Genomic DNA, 17,761 nt, shown 5'->3' on the forward strand with positions numbered 1-17,761 from the left:
CCTCAAATGGCGTGGCTCACGAAGCGAAAGTGGCCTGGCCCACATCATGGCACTTCCGCAATCGCAGGATTCGCACAGAGGAGTGACGCCCGTGGGACATGGCGGAGATGTGATCGCCGAGCTGACGCACGACCACGAGGAAGTGGAGGAGCTCTTCACCAACATCGAGGAGCTGCCGCCCGGTGACGAGCGGCGCAAGCAGTACGCGGACCAGGCCACCATCGAGCTGGTCCGGCACTCGGTCGCCGAGGAGGAGTACCTCTACCCGGCCGTGCGCGAGCACATCACCGGTGGTGACGCGCTCGCCGACAAGGAGCTGAACGACCATGCCGCCGCCGAGCGCACCATGAAGGACCTGGAGGGCTGCGCGGCGGACGATCCCCGTTTCGACATGCTGATCAGCAAGTTGATGACGGAGATCAGGGCGCACATTCTCGACGAGGAGAACAACCTCTTCCCCCGGCTGCGGGACGCGTGCTCCCCCGAGGTGCTGGAGCAGCTGGGCGACAAGGTCCGCCAGGCCAAGAAGACGGCGCCGACGCGCCCCCACCCGTCCGCCCCGGACAAGCCCCCGGCCAACAAGCTGCTCGCCCCGGGCGCCGGGCTGGTCGACCGGCTGCGCGACGCGATGTCGGGCCGCGGCAAGACCGGCTGAGTCCCGCACGCCGGGTCGCCCCGGCACACGTCCCCGGCCCGGGCGGTCAGTCCCCGTGCCCGCGCCGCGCATCGCGTTCGGTGCGTCCGCCGCCCGCCACCCGCAGCACCGTCGCCACCGGCGGGTATCCGGAGGCGATGACGGTGTACGCGCCGGAGGAGAGGTCGGCGAAACGGCACAGCCCGTCCGGGCCGGTGGTGAGGGCGTCGACGACATTGCCGGGGGCGTCCAGCAGCGTCACGCGGGCGTCCTCCACGGGGTGGCGGGCCGGTGGCCCGCGCGCTGCCGCCCAGCGGCGCGCCGCCGGCGAGCTCGATGTCCTGCCGGGTCTCGCGGTACGCCCGCACGTTCACCGGCAGGGCGGCGGGCCGGTGGGCGGGGGCGCTCGCGGCGAGGGTGTGCTCGCCCGCCACCAGTCCGGTGAGGGCGTGGTCGCCGTCCCGCCCGGTGCGGGTGGCGGCGACGACGTCGCCGCAGACGTCGGTCGGGGTGACCGCCGCGTCGCGTAGGGGCGTGCCGTCGGCGGTGACGACGCGGCCGGTGAGCCGTCCGGCGCCGCCGAGCGCCACGTCGAGGTCGACCGGGTGCTCGCCGACGGTGACGGTGGCGGCCTGGGGCCGCCGGCCGCGGCGATCATCACGTACGAGCCGGGGCCGGGCACGGTCAGCGCGTAGCGGCCGTCCTCGCCGCTCGCGTCGCGTCCGATCCGCCGTCCCTGCCCGTCGACGAGGGTGAGGGCGGCGCTCGTACGCGGCTGCCGTCCTGGTGCCGGACGGTGCCGCACACCGCGACGCCGGAGTCGCGCGGCGGGGCCGCCCGGCCGGGGGTGCGGACGTCGCCGTCGGGGGTGGTGCGGGCCAGGGGGGCGGAGGCGAGGCGGCGGTGGTGTGGTGGGACACCGGCGGTCTCCCCTTGAGGAGGCAGGCGAGGAGCAGTCCGAGGACGAGCACGGCGGCCGACGGCAGGAAGACCCGCGCCGTCGCCTCCCCGTGTACCGGGGTGCCCCCGTACGCCGTGATCCCGCCCTCGGTGACGCCCTCGACGACGAAGAGGGTCCCGACGGCGGCGGCGCCGATGCCCGAACCGAGCTGTCGGAGCGGGAGGTGGCCGCTGGTGGCGCCGGGCAAGGCGGGTTCGCAGGGTGCGGAGGGGTGGCGGTGGCCGCCCGTCCATCAGGTGGTTTCCCGCCGCTCCCCGCGCGGCGGGCGCCGGGGAGCCGACGGGAGGACCACCCGAATCGGTGACCGCTGCCGCTGGACTACTTCTCGACCTCGGCGGCCAGCTTGGCCAGCACCTCGTCGTAGATGCGGGCGAGGCCCTTGGGGGCGAAGGTCCGCTCGAAGAAGCCGCCGATGCCGCCGGCGCCGTTCCACACGGTCGTGACGACGGCCTTGGAGCGGCCCTCACCGGCCGGGGTGACGGTCCAGGTGGTGACCATGGAGGAGTTGCGGTCCTTCTCCACGAGCCGGCCGTCGGTCGGCTCGGTGACGTCCAGCAGGCAGTCGCGGACGCGCTTGCTGGTGGCCTGGAGCTTCCAGTGGACGAGAGTGCCCTCGCCGTCGCCGCCCTCGCGCACCTCGTACTCGCTGAAGTGCTCCGGCAGCAGCTTCGCGCGGGTGCCCTGGTAGTCGGCCAGCGCGTCGAACACCGTCTCCGCGTCCGCCGCGATGACCCGCTCCGTCGTGGCCTCGACCTGCGCCATGCCTTGTCCTCCAGCACTCGTTCGTAAAGGGAGACCCCAGCCAATCACCTGCGCGGGGCGCGCCCAAATCCGACCAGAGGCGATCATGGGAACATCTGTTCTATTCTCTGGTCAGTGCTACCCGAGGAGGCGTCCATGCGCTGGGACAATCTGAGCGACAACCCGACCGGGGCCGGGGAGGCCGTGCTGTTCGGTACGGACGCCGTGACCACCCGTACGTTCGACACGCCCGAATTCCGCGGCATCACCTTCTACGAGGTGCGGGCCCGTTCGATCGTGAACCGGGTGCCCGGGGCCTCACGGATGCCGTTCGAATGGACGGTCAATCCGTACCGGGGCTGCACGCACGCGTGCGTGTACTGCTTCGCCCGCAAGACGCACAGCTATCTCGACCTGGACACCGGACTGGACTTCGACTCCCGGATCGTCGTCAAGGTCAACGCACCCGAGCTGCTGCGCCGCCGCCTCGCCTCCCCGGGCTGGCACGGCGCGCACATCGCCATGGGCACGAACGTCGACTGCTACCAGCGGGCGGAAGGCCGCTACCGGCTGATGCCCGGCATCATCGCCGCCCTGCGCGACCACGCCAACCCGTTCTCGATCCTCACCAAGGGGACGCTGATCCTGCGCGACCTGGACCTGCTGGTCCAGGCGGCGGAGGTGACGGAGGTCGGCATCTCCGTCTCGGTCGGCTTCACCGACCGCGAGCTGTGGCGCACGGTCGAGCCGGGCACTCCCGCGCCGGAGCGCCGCCTCGACGTCGTACGGACGCTGACCGACCACGGCATCGGGTGCGGGGTGTTGATGGCGCCGGTCATCCCGTTCCTGGGCGACCACCCCGACCAGCTGCGCGCCACGGTCCGCGCTATCGCCGAGTCCGGGGCGACCTCCGTGACCCCGCTCGTGCTGCATCTGCGGCCGGGGGCGCGGGAGTGGTTCATGACCTGGCTGCACCGGCACCACCCCCACCTGGTGGAGCGGTACGAGCGGATGTACGCGGACGGTGCGTACGCCCCCAAGTGGTATCAGCGCCGGATCACCCGTCAGGTGCACGAACTGGCCGACGAGTTCGGCATAGGGCCCTCGCGGCCGGGCGCCGCACGCCGCGCTCCCGTCGTGCCACCCGGGCCGGAGGCCGCGCGGCCCACGCAGCTCACCCTCCTCTGATCGGGTCAACTCCGATCGGAACATGACCTTCCGGGCCGGAATGCGGGGACGATCCGCCGAGGGACCGTTCCGCCGGCTCGGGAGGCCATATGCAGAAACGCGCAGGGGTGCTGATCGCCGCCGGAGCTCTGGTGGCGGGCGCGGTGACCGCCGGACCGTCCACGGCGGAGCCCCGGGCCACCGCGCCCGGCCCCGTGTGGAAGGCATGCGCCACCGACGAGTACCCCAGGCTCCAGTGCGCGACGGTGCAGGCGCCGCTCGACCACGACGACCCGCGGAGCGAGCGGATCACCCTGGCGCTGTCGCGGATCCCCCACACCGCGAAGACCTTCCAGGGCCCGCTGCTGGTGAACCCGGGCGGCCCGGGGGCGAGCGGGCGCACGATGGCCGGGTTCGTGGCGGCCTCGCTGCCGGCGAAGGTGGCGGCGCAGTACGACATCATCGGATTCGATCCGCGGGGCGTGGGCGCGAGCAGGCCGGCGCTCGACTGCGAGCCCGGCTACTTCACGCCCGTGCGCCCCGACTCCCGGCCGCTCGACCACGAGACGGAGCGGAGCAACCTGGTGCGGGCCGCGTCCTTCGCGAAGTCCTGCGGGGACAAGTACGGCGACCTGCTGCCGCACCTGGGCACGGTCGACGCGGCGAAGGACCTGGAGGTGATCCGCCGGGCCCTCGGCGCGGAGAAGATCAATTACTTCGGGTACTCGTACGGGACGTACCTGGGCGCCGTCTACGCCAAGCTGTTCCCGCAGCGGGTGCGGCGGGTCGTGCTGGACTCGGTCGTCGACCCGCACGCGGTCTGGTACGGCGCGAACATGGCGCAGGACCTCGCCTTCGACGCCCGCCACAAGGCGTTCATGGCGTGGGTGGCGAAGCACGACGCGACGTACCGCCTCGGCACCGACCCGGCGGAGGTCGAGGCCCGCTGGTACACCATGCGGGAGACGCTGAAGAAGACGCCGGCGGGCAAGAAGGTCGGCCCGGCCGAGCTGGAGGACACGTTCCTGCCGGGCGGTTACTACAACGGCTTCTGGCCCCGGCTCGCGGAGGCGTTCTCGGCCTACGTCAACGAGCAGGACCCCGATCCGCTCGTCGAGGCGTACGGGGCGCTGGCGGCGTCCGACGCGACGGACGACAACGGGTACTCGGTGTACGCGGCGGTGCAGTGCCGGGACGCCGTGTGGCCGCGGGAGTGGGGCGTGTGGCTCCGCGACAACTGGGCCACGCACGCCAAGGCGCCCTTCTCCACCTGGAACAACGCCTGGTACAACGCGCCGTGCGCGTTCTGGCCGGTCGACGGGCTGACCCCGCCGGACGTGACGAACGACGCTCTGCCGCCGGTCCTGCTGTTCCAGGCGACGGACGACGCGGCCACGCCGTACGGCGGTGGCGTCACCGTCCACCAGCAGCTGCGCGGCTCCAGCCTGGTGGTCGAGGAGGGCGGCGGCAACCACGCGATCACGCTGGGCGGCAACGCCTGCCTGGACGGCCATCTGGCGCGGTACCTGGAGACGGGCGCCGTGCCGCGCGGCGCCGGCGTGGGCGTGGCGGACGCGGTGTGCGCGGCCACCCCGGACCCGCAACCGGCCCGCCCGGCGCGCGCGGTGGAGCCGCCCCACCGGAAAAGGGTTCCCCGTTTCTGATCGCCGTGCGCCAGGATGAGGTGGGCGAGCGACCGGTGGGGGAGGTCGGATGACCGTGGGTGTACGGGGGATGGCGGCGACCGACTGCGCGGCGGTCGCCCGCATCCGGGTGAGGGGCTGGCAGTTCGCGTATCAGGGGCTGGTCCCCGACGCCTTCCTGTCCGCGATGAGCGTCCCGGAGGAGACCGCCCGCCGCCGCGACCACCTCGCGGCGGCCCCCGCGGAGGTGGTCAACCTGGTCGCGGAACGCGCCGGTGAGGTGGTGGGCTGGGCGTGCCACGGGCCGTACCGCGACGGGGGGGCCGTGACCGCCGACGCCGAGCTGTACGCGCTGTACGTCGACCCGGCGCACCTCTCCACGGGGGTGGGCCGCGCCCTGCTGCTGGAGTCGGCCGCCCGCGCCACGGCCGCCGGGTACCCGGCCATGCGCCTGTGGGTCCTGAAGGACAACAGCCGTGCGCGCCGCTTCTACGAGGCCTTCGGTTTCGCCCCCGACGGCACGGAGGAGCTGTGGGAGATCGGGGGCGCCTCGCTCCCGGAGCTCCGCTGCGCCCGGCCCCTGTCAGGGCCCCTGTCACGGGGCGGGCGCGCCGTCCGTCCGTAACAGCGTGAGCGCCTTCGCCGCGGCGGCGGTGAGGCGCGGGTGGCGGCGGGCCGCCTCCAGGACGGGCCGGGCGCGGGGGTCGCCCAGGGTGCCGAGGCCTTCCGCGCAGGCGAGGGCGACGCGCCAGTGCGGGTCACCCGGGGCGGCGAGGCGGCGCCCCAGCACGGTGATCAGCGCCGGGACGGACTCGGCCGCGCGCAGCTCGGTGAGCAGCCGTACCGGGGTCAGCGCGTAGGCGACGCGCAGTTCGTTGGTGGCGAGGGCGGCGGCGGCCCGGGCCGTCCGGGGGTCGCCGAGCCGCGCCAGGGCGTAGGCCGCGGACACGCAGCGCTCCGGGTCGCGGTGGTTCAGGAGGAGGACGAGCGCCTCGAAGGCCCGCCGGTCGCCGGCGAGCCCGAGCCGGAAAGCGGCGATCTCGCGGGCCCACAGTGGCTGTCCCGGCCGGGTGAGGACCGCGGCGAGCTCCTCGCGGTTCCTTACGGCGATCAGCCGTTCGTAGGCGGGGGATCCGTCCGCCTCGTCCCGTAACCGGTCCGTGAGCGACCGGAGCTCCTCGTCCATGGCCGTCAGCGTAGCCAGCGTCACACTTCTCGGGGAGTTACCGGGACTGGCGCGCTCGTTACCCGCCGGTTAAGCTCAAGTGAGCGGGACACACCCGCTTCAGCCCTCGCGGTGGCCTGGTGACGCAGCCGCCGCCTGGGGGCATCTCCCCTGCCGCAAGGCCAGGGGTGACGTGTCCGTCGGTTCGGCACATCTGTACGACGAGGCTCCGGGACAGGGTCCGTCGGTCTCTCCAGCGCGACCTGCGCGCGGCACGCCCGCGACGGGACGCCCTCGCGCCGCGAGCGCGTCCCCCGCGCTCCCCTCATCAGTCGTCACTCATCCCTGGAGTCCCGTGATGGACACCCCTCTCTCCACCATCGCCGTCGTCGGCCTCGGCACGATGGGCGCCGGCATCGCCGAGGTCCTGGCCCGGGCCGGCCGCGAGGTCATCGGTATCGACATCAGTGAGGCGGCCGCCCGCCGCGCGGTCGCCTCCCTGGAGGCGGCCACCGCCCGCTCCGTGGCCCGTGAGCGGATCACGGAGGAACAGCGGCGCGACATCCTGGCGCGTTTCCGCACCTTCTCCGACCTCCAGGCCGCCGCCGACGCGGACCTCGTGATCGAGGTCGTGCCCGAGTCGTACGAGCTCAAGCAGCAGGTCTTCCGCGCGCTGGACTCCATCGTCCGTCCGGACGCGATCCTCGCCACCGGCACCAACGCGCTGTCCGTGACCCGGCTGGCCGCCGACTCGGCGCACTCCGAGCGTGTGCTGGGGCTCCACTTCTTCAACCCGGCCCCGGCGATGAAGCTGGTCGAGGTGGTCTCCTCGGTGCTGACCGCCCCGCAGGCCGTCGCCGCCGTCACCGACCTCGCCCACGCGCTCGGCAAGGAGCCGGTCGCGGTCGGCGACCGCCCCGGTTTCGTCGCGGACGGGCTGCTCTTCGGCTACCTGAACCAGGCGGCCGCGATGTACGAGTCGAAGTACGCCTCCCGCGAGGACATCGACGCCGCGATGCGGCTCGGCTGCGGCCTGCCGATGGGCCCGCTGGCCCTGCTCGACCTGATCGGCGTCGACACGGCCCGTACGGTCCTCGAGGCCATGTACGCCGAGTCGGGCGACCGGCTGCACGCCCCGGCGCCGGTCCTGCGGCAGCTGAGCGACGCGGGCCTGACGGGCCGCAAGGCGGGCCGCGGTTTCTACACGTACGAGGAGCCGGGCAGCCCGGTCGTGGTGCGCGACGCGTGGACCCCGGCGGAGACGGCCGTCACGGGTGCGACCCGTGAGGTCCGCTCGGTCGGCGTCGCCGGCTCGGGAACCATGGCGAGCGGGATCGCGGAGGTCTTCGCGAAGGCCGGGTACGACGTGGTGCTCGCCGCCCGCTCCCTGGAGAAGGCCGAGACGGCGAAGGCGCGCATCGCCAAGTCCCTCGCGCGCTCCGTCGACAAGGGCCGGCTGACCGCCGAGGCGCGTGACGAGACGCTGGCCCGGGTCACCCCGGCCGGTTCGCTGGACGCGTTCGCCGAGGTGGACCTGGCGGTCGAGGCGGTCGCCGAGGACCTGGAGATCAAGCGGCAGCTCTTCGCGACGCTGGACAAGGTGTGCAAGCCGGGCGCGGTGCTGGCGACCACGACCTCGTCCCTTCCCGTCGTCGCCTGCGCCCGCGCCACCTCGCGCCCGCAGGACGTCATCGGGATGCACTTCTTCAACCCGGCCCCGGCGATGAAGCTGGTGGAGATCGTCCGTACGGTGCTGACCGCGGACGAGGTGCACGCCACCGTCCGGGAGGTCACCGCGAGGATCCGCAAGCATCCGGTGGACTGTGGCGACCGGGCCGGGTTCATCGTGAACGCGCTGCTCTTCCCGTACCTGAACAACGCGATCAAGATGGTGCAGGAGCACTACGCCTCGCTCGACGACATCGACGTCGCGATGAAGCTGGGCGGCGGCTACCCGATGGGCCCGTTCGAGCTCCTGGACGTGGTCGGTCTGGACGTCTCCCTCGCCATCGAGCGGGTGCTGCACCGCGAGTTCCGCGACCCGGGCCTGGCCCCGGCGCCCCTCCTGGAGCACTTGGTGGCCGCGGGGTGCCTCGGCCGGAAGACGGGGCGTGGCTTCCGCGAATATGCCCGGCGCTGAGCCGTACGGGGAGTGGGGCGGGCTGCTCGGCGGGGTGAGCGGCCCGCCCCCGGGGGCGGGCCCACAGGCGCGGTCCCCCGCGCGGATGCAGTACGTTCAGGTCATGTCCCAGCCCGCTGATCCCGCCCGTCGGCCCTCCCGTGCCACCTCCGCACCCGACGCCCCCGAGAGCGCCGCGGGCAGCCGCGCCGCCGCGCAGCGCCTCAAGATGCGCCGCGAGCTGGCGGCCGCGGCCATGGAACTGTTCGCGACCAAGGGGTACGAGGCGACGACCGTCGATGAGATCGCCGCCGCGGCGGGGGTCGCACGCCGGACGTTTTTCCGCCACTTCCGCTCCAAGGAAGAGGCGATCTTCCCCGATCACGACGACACCCTGGTGCGGGCGGAGGCGGTGCTGAACGCCGCCCCGCCGCACGAGCACCCGCTGGACACGGTCTGCCGGGGCATCAAGGAAGTCATGAAGATGTACGCGGCGTCGCCCGCGGTCTCCGTCGAGCGCTACCGGCTCACCCGGGAGGTGCCCACCCTGCGGGAGCGCGAGATCGCCTCGGTGGCCCGCTACGAGCGGCTGTTCACCCGGTATCTGCTGGGCCACTTCGACGAGCGTGACCACCACGACGGGAACGACGACCCGCTGCTGGCGGAGGTGGCCGCGTCGGCGGTCGTCACCGCGCACAACCATGTGCTGCGGCGCTGGCTGCGAGCGGGCGGCCAGGGGGACGTGGAGGCGCAGCTGGACCACGCCTTCGCCATCGTCCGGGACACCTTCGGCACGGGCATAGGCGCCGGCCGCACGGCCGGTACGCACGCCTCGCACTCCTCATCCGCCGCGCCGGCCGCGACCGCGCGCACCACCGGCGACGTCCTGGTGACGGTGGCGCGCACGGACGCCCCGCTGGAGGACATCATGCGCACGATCGAGCGGACCCTCAAGGAACACCGCTGACCGGCCGCCGACCCGCTGCGGACCGCCGGTGACCTGCCACTGAGCCCGTCCGCACCCGTACCACCGGGCACGTCCGGGACGCCCGCCCGGCTCGACGCGACCGTCGAGCCGGGCGGGCGTTTCGCGTCTCCGCGGCACCTGTGATCGATCATCGCTCATCTGTGACCGGCTGATTGCATCTGAGTGAAATTCTTGGCACTCAGTGTCTTGCGGCCTGGCACGCGGTGTCATACGTTGAAAGTGTCCGGGCGGCCGGCGTGCAGAGACCTCTCGTACGCCGGCTGTCCCCGCAAGCCCCTCGGCTCGCGCGCCCGGACGCCTGCGTCACAGGCACCTTTGCGCACCACCCAGCGCCGCCACACCCGCACCACCGCCGAACCGACGGCACACCTCCACAGCAGCACATCCTCGACGTTCCCCTCAGCGTCCCCTCAGGACGCGACGCTTCGCCGGAGGCAACACCGTGAAGGAAATCCTGGACGCGATCCAGTCCCCGGACACCACGTCCGCCGACTTCGCCGCTCTTCAGCTCCCCGAGTCCTACCGCGCGGTGACCGTGCACAAGGACGAGACCGAGATGTTCACCGGTCTCACCACGCGCGAGAAGGACCCGCGCAAGTCGCTGCACGTCGACGACGTGCCGCTGCCCGAGCTGGGTCCGGGCGAGGCCCTGGTGGCCGTCATGGCCTCCTCGGTCAACTACAACTCCGTGTGGACCTCGATCTTCGAGCCGGTCTCGACCTTCAGCTTCCTGGAGCGGTACGGCAAGCTCTCCGAGCTCACCAAGCGCCACGACCTGCCGTACCACATCATCGGCTCGGACCTCGCGGGTGTCGTCCTGCGCACCGGCCCCGGGGTGAACGCCTGGCGGCCGGGCGACGAGGTCGTCGCGCACTGCCTGTCGGTCGAGCTGGAGTCCTCGGACGGCCACAACGACACGATGCTCGACCCCGAGCAGCGCATCTGGGGCTTCGAGACCAACTTCGGCGGCCTGGCGGAGATCGCGCTGGTCAAGTCCAACCAGCTCATGCCCAAGCCGGACCACCTCAGCTGGGAGGAGGCGGCGGCGCCGGGCCTGGTGAACTCCACCGCCTACCGCCAGCTCGTCTCGCGCAACGGCGCCGGCATGAAGCAGGGCGACAACGTGCTCATCTGGGGCGCGAGCGGCGGCCTCGGCTCGTACGCCACGCAGTTCGCCCTCGCCGGCGGTGCCAACCCGATCTGTGTCGTCTCCAGTGAGCAGAAGGCGGACATCTGCCGCGCGATGGGCGCCGAGGCGATCATCGACCGCAACGCCGAGGGCTACAAGTTCTGGAAGGACGAGCGCACCCAGGACCCCAAGGAGTGGAAGCGCTTCGGCAAGCGCATCCGCGAGTTCACCGGCGGCGAGGACATCGACATCGTCTTCGAGCACCCCGGCCGCGAGACCTTCGGCGCGTCCGTCTACGTCACCCGCAAGGGCGGCACGATCACCACCTGCGCCTCGACCTCGGGCTACATGCACGAGTACGACAACCGCTACCTGTGGATGTCGCTGAAGCGCATCATCGGCTCGCACTTCGCCAACTACCGCGAGGCGTGGGAGGCCAACCGCCTGATCGCCAAGGGCAAGATCCACCCGACGCTGTCGAAGGTGTACTCCCTGGAGGACACCGGCCAGGCCGCGTACGACGTCCACCGCAACCTCCACCAGGGCAAGGTCGGCGTGCTCTGCCTCGCCCCCGAGGAGGGCATGGGCGTGAAGAACCAGGAGATGCGGGACAAGCACATCGACGCCATCAACCGCTTCCGGAACATCTGATGACGGAACGGAAGAAGGACCGCCCCTGGCTCATGCGGACGTACGCCGGCCACTCCACGGCCGAGGCGTCCAACGAGCTGTACCGGCGAAACCTCGCCAAGGGGCAGACCGGCCTGTCGGTCGCGTTCGACCTGCCGACGCAGACCGGCTACGACCCCGACCACATCCTCGCCCGCGGCGAGGTGGGCCGGGTCGGGGTCCCGGTCTCCCACCTCGGGGACATGCGCCGGCTGTTCCAGGACATCCCCCTGGAGCAGATGAACACCTCCATGACCATCAACGCCACCGCCATGTGGCTGCTGGCGCTGTACCAGGTGGTCGCGGAGGAGCAGGGCGCGGACATCACCAAGCTCCAGGGCACGACGCAGAACGACATCGTCAAGGAGTACCTCTCGCGCGGGACGCACGTCTTCCCGCCGGGTCCTTCACTGCGCCTGACCACCGACATGATCACCTACACGGTGAACCACATCCCGAAGTGGAACCCGATCAACATCTGCAGCTACCACCTGCAGGAGGCGGGCGCCACGCCGGTCCAGGAGATCTCGTACGCCATGTCGACGGCGATCGCCGTCCTCGACGCGGTGTTCGCCTCCGGGCAGGTGCCCCAGGAGCGCAGGGGTGAGGTGGTCGCCCGCATCTCCTTCTTCGTGAACGCGGGCGTCCGGTTCATCGAGGAGATGTGCAAGATGCGCGCCTTCGGCCGCATCTGGGACCGGATCACACGGGAGCGGTACGGGATCGAGGACCCCAAGCAGCGCCGGTTCCGCTACGGCGTGCAGGTCAACTCGCTCGGCCTCACCGAGGCGCAGCCGGAGAACAACGTCCAGCGCATCGTCCTGGAGATGCTGGCGGTGACGCTGTCGAAGGACGCACGCGCGCGTGCCGTGCAGCTGCCGGCGTGGAACGAGGCGCTGGGCCTGCCCCGGCCCTGGGACCAGCAGTGGTCGCTGCGCATCCAGCAGGTGCTGGCGCACGAGAGCGACCTGCTGGAGTACGACGACATCTTCGCCGGTTCGCACGTCATCGAGGCCAAGGTGGACGCCCTGGTCACGGAGTGCCTGGCGGAGATCGACCGGATCCAGGAGATGGGCGGCGCCATGGCCGCCGTCGAGTCCGGCTACCTCAAGTCGCAGCTGGTCTCCTCGCACGCCGAGCGGCGGGCCCGGATCGAGTCCGGCGAGGAGAAGATCGTCGGCGTCAACGTCTACGAGACGACCGAGGAGAACCCGCTCACCGCGGACCTGGACACCGCGATCATGACGGTGGACCCGGCCAACGAGGCGCGGGTCGTGGCGAAGCTCCACGAGTGGCGGGACAACCGCGACGAGGCCCGCGCCCAGGAGGCGCTCGCCGCGCTGAAGGCGACGGCCGCCGGTGACGCGAACCTCTTCGAGGCCACCCTGGAATGCGCCCGCGCGGGTGTCACCACCGGCGAGTGGGCCTGGGCGCTGCGGGACGTCTTCGGCGAGTACCGCGCGCCGACGGGCGTCTCGTCGGCGCCGGTGGCCATCACGGCCGAGGAGGGCACCCCGCTCGCCGCCGTACGCGGGAAGGTGGCGCGGACGGCTTCCGAGCTGGGCGCGGGGCGGCTGCGGCTGCTGGTCGGCAAGCCGGGGCTGGACGGGCACTCCAACGGCGCCGAGCAGATCGCGGTACGCGCGCGTGACGCCGGTTTCGAGGTGGTCTACCAGGGGATCAGGCTCACCCCGGAGCAGATCGTGGACGCCGCGCTCGCGGAGGACGTGCACTGCGTGGGGCTGTCCATCCTGTCCGGATCCCACGCCGAGCTGGTCCCCGACGTGCTGGCCAGGCTGCGCGAGGCTGGCGCCTCGGACATCCCGGTCATCGTCGGCGGGATCATCCCGAACGCCGACGCCGCCGAACTGAAGCGGGCCGGAGTGGCCGCCGTCTTCACACCGAAGGACTTCGGTATCACCGAGATCATCGGCCGTATCGTCGACGAGATCCGGAAAGCGAACAAGCTCGACCCTGTGGAGGTCCCCGCATGACCACGCCTGTGAACCGTCTCCGGCCGCGCCGTTCCTGCCTGGCGGTCCCCGGCTCCAACCCGCGCTTCCTGGAGAAGGCCCAGGGGCTGCCGGCCGACCAGGTCTTCCTGGACCTTGAGGACGCGTGCGCGCCGCTCGCCAAGCCCGAGGCGCGGCACACCATCGTCAAGTTCCTCAACGAGGGCGACTGGACGGGCAAGACCAGGGTCGTGCGGGTCAACGACTGGACCACCGAGTGGACGTACCGTGACGTCGTCACGGTCGTCGAGGGCGCGGGTCCGAACCTGGACTGCATCATGCTGCCGAAGGTCCAGAACGCGGAGCAGGTCGTCGCGCTCGACCTCCTGCTCACCCAGATCGAGAAGACGATGGGCTTCGAGGTCGGCCGGATCGGCATCGAGGCGCAGATCGAGAACGCCCAGGGCCTCAACAACGTCAACGCCATCGCCCAGGCCTCCCCGCGCATCGAGACGATCATCTTCGGCCCGGCCGACTTCATGGCCTCCATCAACATGAAGTCGCTGGTGGTCGGCGAGCAGCCGCCCGGCTACCCGGCCGACGCGTACCACTACATCCTGATGAAGATCCTGATGGCGGCCCGCGCCAACGACCTGCAGGCGATCGACGGCCCCTACCTGCAGATCAAGAACGTGGACGGTTTCCGCGAGGTGGCCGGCCGCGCCGCGGCGCTCGGCTTCGACGGCAAGTGGGTGCTGCACCCGGGGCAGGTCGACGCGGCCAACGAGGTGTTCTCGCCCTCCCAGGAGGACTTCGACCACGCCGAGCTCATCCTGGACGCGTACGAGTACTACACGTCCGAGGCGGGCGGCAAGAAGGGCTCCGCGATGCTCGGCGACGAGATGATCGACGAGGCCAGCCGCAAGATGGCGCTCGTCATCTCCGGCAAGGGCCGCGCCGCCGGTATGACCCGTACCTCGAAGTTCGAAGCCCCGGAGGCGTGAGCACCATGCAGTTCGGCCGTACGTACGAAGAGTTCGAAGTCGGTGCCGTTTACAAGCACTGGCCCGGGAAGACGGTCACCGAGTACGACGACCACCTCTTCTGCCTGCTGACGATGAACCACCACCCGCTCCACATGGACACCAACTATGCGGAGAAGACGACGGACTTCGGCAGGAACGTTGTCGTGGGCAACTACATCTACTCCCTGCTGCTGGGCATGTCCGTGCCGGACGTCTCCGGCAAGGCGATCGCCAACCTGGAGATCGAGTCGCTGCGCCACGTGGCGCCGACCTTCCACGGCGACACCGTCTACGGCGAGACGACCGTGCTCGACAAGACCCCCTCGAAGTCCAAGTCGGACCGCGGGATCGTGTACGTCGAGACCAAGGGCTACAAGCAGGACGGCACCCTGGTGTGCGTGTTCCGCCGCAAGGTGATGGTCCCCACCGAGACGTACATCAAGGAGCGCGGCGGCGAGCAGCCGGGCCGCCCGGAGCTGAACGCCCCTTCGGAAAAGACGGAGAAGTAGCCATGGCCCGACTCGCGCAGACCCCCGGTCTGACCGATGTCCAGCAGGAGATCCTGTCGACGGTCCGGGACTTCGTCGACAAGGAGATCATTCCGGTCGCGACGGAGCTGGAGCACCGCGACGAGTACCCGCAGGACATCGTCGACGGGCTGAAGGAGCTGGGTGTCTTCGGTTTGATGATCCCGGAGGAGTACGGGGGTCTGGGCGAGTCCCTGCTCACGTACGCGCTGTGCGTGGAGGAGATCGCGCGCGGCTGGATGTCCGTGTCCGGCATCATCAACACCCACTTCATCGTCGCGTACATGCTCAAGCAGCACGGCACGCAGGAGCAGAAGGACACCTTCCTGCCCCGGATGGCGGCCGGCGAGGTGCGCGGCGCCTTCTCGATGTCGGAGCCGGGGCTCGGCTCCGATGTGTCGGCGATCACCTCGAAGGCGGTCAAGGACGGCGACGAGTACGTCCTGAACGGTCAGAAGATGTGGCTGACGAACGGCGGAACGTCAACGCTGGTCGCCGTTCTCGTACGAAGTGACGAAGGACACCCCGAGGGGACCGCGCCCCACAAGTCGATGACGACCTTCCTGGTGGAGAAGGAGCCCGGCTTCGGAGAGGTCCGGCCGGGCCTGACGATCCCCGGGAAGATCGACAAGATGGGCTACAAGGGGGTCGACACCACCGAGCTCATCATGGACGGACTGCGCATTCCGGCCAATCGTGTCCTCGGCGGGGTCACGGGCCGAGGCTTCTATCACATGATGGACGGCGTCGAGGTGGGCCGGGTGAATGTGGCCGCCCGTGGCTGTGGCGTCGCACAACGCGCCTTTGAGCTGGGTGTCTCGTACGCCCAGCAGCGTCACACCTTCGGCAAGCCGATCGCCCAGCACCAGGCGATCCAGTTCAAGCTGGCCGAAATGGCTACCAAGGTCGAGGCTGCTCATGCCATGATGGTCAACGCAGCTCGCAAAAAGGACTCAGGGGAACGAAACGACCTGGAAGCAGGGATGGCGAAGTACCTCGCCTCCGAATACTGCAAGGAGGTCGTGGAGGACGCCTTCCGTATCCATGGTGGCTACGGGTTCTCGAAGGAGTACGAGATCGAGCGTCTCTACCGGGAAGCTCCGATGCTGCTCATCGGTGAAGGTACCGCCGAGATCCAGAAAATGATCATCGGGCGTCGGCTGCTCGAGGAGTACCGGTTCCAGGGTTGATTGTCGCTTTTAGGTCGGTTCGGCCGCGAAGAAGATCACACCCTGTCATCGTCTTCCGGCCGCCGACTCGGCTGCTGGCTTGCCCAGTTGCGGCCCGCAACCGATAGCATCGCCCAAAAGCCGCCGTCCCCCGCATCCGCGCGGCATCATCCGCTACGAAGGTCATCCATGCCCCACAGCCAAACCTCTGCACCTCGCGGCAGCCACCTCGGCGTACGCATCGCACGCGGAGCATCGCCGTGGCTCCTGCCGACCGTCGCCACCGCTGCACTCAGTCTTGCCCGCTCACGCCGTTCCAAGCGTGCCGCGGCCATCGCTGTGCCCACCACCGCTCTGGCGGCGGGCATGCTGTGGTTCTTCCGCGACCCCGAGCGCGAGATCGCTCAGGGCAGGGTCATCTCGCCCGCCGACGGGGTGGTGCAGAGCATCATGCCGTGGAAGGACGGGCGTACTCGGGTCGCCATCTTCATGAGCCCGCTGAACGTCCACGTCAACCGCGCGCCGCTGGCGGGCACGGTGACGTCCGTCGAGCACATCCCGGGCGGCTTCGTGCCGGCGTTCAACAAGGAGAGCGAGAACAACGAGCGCGTTGTCTGGCACTTCGACACCGAGCTCGGCGACATCGAGATGGTGCAGATCGCGGGGGCGGTCGCCCGGCGCATCGTGCCGTACATCCCTCAGGGGACCAAGGTCGAGCAGGGTGAGCGCATCGGCCTGATCCGCTTCGGATCGCGCGTGGACATCTACCTTCCGGAAGGTGTCGACGTCGCTGTCGAGGTCGGTCAGACCACGACTGCGGGGGTGACTCGAATTGACCGTGATTGATCCCGAGACACCGGCCAACTGGGTCACCGACGCGGAGGCGGACGGAGCCGACGAGGCGGAGGAGATGCCGCTCTCGCTGCGGCTCTCGATAGCGGACACCCTCACGCTCGGCAACGCCACGTGCGGCTTCATGGCGGTGTACTTCACCACCACCGGCATTCTGATCCCGCACCTCACGGGCAGCCAGGAGACCGGCATGGCGCGGCACAGCGCCGCCACCGCCGTGATCCTGATGCTCCTCGCGGCGATCTTCGACCTCTGCGACGGGCTCGTGGCGCGCAAGCTGCGCAGCTCGCCGATGGGCGCCGAACTGGACAACCTGTCAGACCTGATCAGCTTCGGGCTGGCCCCGGCGTACTTCGTCCTCGTGTACGGGATGGTCGCGGACGACGCGCACCAGCGGGTCTCCGCGGTGGCTGCGATCGTGGTGCTGCTGGCGGTGGTGCTGCGGCTCGCCAGATTCAGCTGCGTGACCATGAAGGACGGCATGTTCCAGGGCATGCCGAGCCCCTTCGGCGCACTGACGGTCGTGTCGATCGTGCTGCTGGAGCTGCCGTTCATCCCGACGCTGCTGGCCATCATCGGTACGGCGTGGCTGATGGTGAGCCGCGTCGAGTACCCCAAGCCGCGGGGTGTCCTCGCGGTGGCGATGCTCAGCTGGATCGTCGGGGCGATGGGCCTGCTGGCGGCGTGGGCGTTCGACGCCCCGGGCGGGCAGCTGCTGCTCCAGACCGGGTGCGCGCTCCAGGTCGTGCTGGGCGCCGTGATCCCCCTCTTCGCGACGGCCCGGCGTGTGAACACCTTCCGTGACAACCGGCGCGTGAGCCGCGAGGCGCGGACGGCACAGCTGCCGTAGGGCATACGGATACGGGAAGGGCCCGGTGCGGGAAAACCGCACCGGGCCCTTCCCGTATCCGGGACCGGGCCCCGGCCGCCGCGCGGGGCCGGCCGCGAGCGGCCGGCCCTGGCGGGCCCCCACAACGGAAGAGCGGCGTGGAGGGAAAGAGTGTGTGGGTAGGGGGGGAG

At 70.7% G+C, this 17,761-nt stretch carries 15 protein-coding genes and 1 pseudogene; 13 read left to right on the top strand and 3 right to left on the bottom strand.

Going from position 1 to position 17,761, the window contains the following annotated elements; translation table 11 throughout:
- Positions 1-91: 91 nt before the first annotated feature.
- A complete protein-coding gene (locus ABZZ38_RS08025; RefSeq protein ID WP_356736902.1) occupies positions 92-655 on the top strand; it encodes a hemerythrin domain-containing protein in 564 nt (187 codons plus the stop codon).
- Positions 656-701: 46 nt separating this feature from the next.
- Here ABZZ38_RS08025 and ABZZ38_RS08030 read toward each other — a convergent pair.
- Positions 702-1,788: pseudogene (locus ABZZ38_RS08030) on the bottom strand (carboxypeptidase-like regulatory domain-containing protein); the annotation flags it as partial.
- Between the two features lie 125 nt (positions 1,789-1,913).
- On the bottom strand, positions 1,914-2,357 hold the full coding sequence (locus tag ABZZ38_RS08035) for an SRPBCC family protein (RefSeq protein ID WP_356736904.1): 444 nt from the start codon (positions 2,355-2,357) through the stop codon (positions 1,914-1,916).
- Positions 2,358-2,492: 135 nt separating this feature from the next.
- Between ABZZ38_RS08035 and ABZZ38_RS08040 the strand changes: the two genes are divergently transcribed.
- The 3 genes from ABZZ38_RS08040 to ABZZ38_RS08050 all read left to right on the top strand — a co-directional run bounded on the left by ABZZ38_RS08040 (position 2,493) and on the right by ABZZ38_RS08050 (position 5,771).
- The gene (locus ABZZ38_RS08040) at positions 2,493-3,524 is read left to right on the top strand and encodes an Rv2578c family radical SAM protein (protein WP_356736906.1); all 1,032 of its coding nucleotides are present in this window, start codon (positions 2,493-2,495) and stop codon (positions 3,522-3,524) included.
- A gap of 89 nt (positions 3,525-3,613) precedes the next feature.
- Positions 3,614-5,167, top strand: a complete 1,554-nt coding sequence (locus ABZZ38_RS08045; RefSeq protein WP_356736908.1) for an alpha/beta hydrolase — start codon at positions 3,614-3,616, stop codon at positions 5,165-5,167.
- 49 nt (positions 5,168-5,216) lie between these two features.
- Entirely contained in the window at positions 5,217-5,771 is a 555-nt protein-coding gene (locus ABZZ38_RS08050) for a GNAT family N-acetyltransferase (RefSeq protein WP_356736910.1), read from the top strand.
- Here the strand turns inward: ABZZ38_RS08050 and ABZZ38_RS08055 are convergent.
- Positions 5,742-6,332, bottom strand: coding sequence for an adenylosuccinate lyase (locus ABZZ38_RS08055; protein WP_356736912.1), 591 nt, complete (start codon positions 6,330-6,332; stop codon positions 5,742-5,744). The two genes, ABZZ38_RS08050 and ABZZ38_RS08055, sit on opposite strands and share 30 nt — an antisense overlap.
- Positions 6,333-6,669: 337 nt before the next feature.
- Between ABZZ38_RS08055 and ABZZ38_RS08060 the strand changes: the two genes are divergently transcribed.
- From ABZZ38_RS08060 to pssA, 9 genes are all read left to right on the top strand, one after another.
- A complete protein-coding gene (locus tag ABZZ38_RS08060; protein WP_356736914.1) occupies positions 6,670-8,451 on the top strand; it encodes a 3-hydroxybutyryl-CoA dehydrogenase in 1,782 nt (593 codons plus the stop codon).
- Positions 8,452-8,536: 85 nt separating this feature from the next.
- Positions 8,537-9,397: a TetR family transcriptional regulator gene (locus ABZZ38_RS08065; protein ID WP_356736947.1), complete on the top strand. Its 861-nt coding sequence runs from the start codon at positions 8,537-8,539 to the stop codon at positions 9,395-9,397.
- Positions 9,398-9,860: 463 nt separating this feature from the next.
- Positions 9,861-11,198 (top strand): crotonyl-CoA carboxylase/reductase, encoded by a 1,338-nt coding sequence (ccrA, locus tag ABZZ38_RS08070; protein WP_356736916.1) that lies wholly within the window; start codon positions 9,861-9,863, stop codon positions 11,196-11,198.
- A complete protein-coding gene (locus tag ABZZ38_RS08075) occupies positions 11,198-13,210 on the top strand; it encodes a protein meaA (protein ID WP_356736918.1) in 2,013 nt (670 codons plus the stop codon). Before ccrA ends, ABZZ38_RS08075 begins: the two co-directional genes overlap by 1 nt.
- Positions 13,207-14,172, top strand: a complete 966-nt coding sequence (locus tag ABZZ38_RS08080; RefSeq protein WP_031073922.1) for a CoA ester lyase — start codon at positions 13,207-13,209, stop codon at positions 14,170-14,172. Before ABZZ38_RS08075 ends, ABZZ38_RS08080 begins: the two co-directional genes overlap by 4 nt.
- Before the next feature lie 5 nt (positions 14,173-14,177).
- A complete protein-coding gene (locus ABZZ38_RS08085; RefSeq protein ID WP_356736949.1) occupies positions 14,178-14,702 on the top strand; it encodes a MaoC family dehydratase in 525 nt (174 codons plus the stop codon).
- A gap of 2 nt (positions 14,703-14,704) precedes the next feature.
- Positions 14,705-15,910, top strand: a complete 1,206-nt coding sequence (locus ABZZ38_RS08090; protein ID WP_356736920.1) for an acyl-CoA dehydrogenase family protein — start codon at positions 14,705-14,707, stop codon at positions 15,908-15,910.
- Between the two features lie 168 nt (positions 15,911-16,078).
- Complete coding sequence (locus ABZZ38_RS08095) at positions 16,079-16,735, top strand: phosphatidylserine decarboxylase (protein ID WP_356736922.1); 657 nt, start codon at positions 16,079-16,081, stop codon at positions 16,733-16,735.
- Positions 16,728-17,591, top strand: coding sequence for a CDP-diacylglycerol--serine O-phosphatidyltransferase (pssA, locus tag ABZZ38_RS08100; protein ID WP_356736951.1), 864 nt, complete (start codon positions 16,728-16,730; stop codon positions 17,589-17,591). The genes ABZZ38_RS08095 and pssA overlap by 8 nt, the downstream gene beginning before the upstream one ends.
- Positions 17,592-17,761 lie beyond the last annotated feature (170 nt).

This window comes from Streptomyces sp. NPDC006368, assembly GCF_040612535.1.
GTDB lineage: Bacteria > Actinomycetota > Actinomycetes > Streptomycetales > Streptomycetaceae > Streptomyces.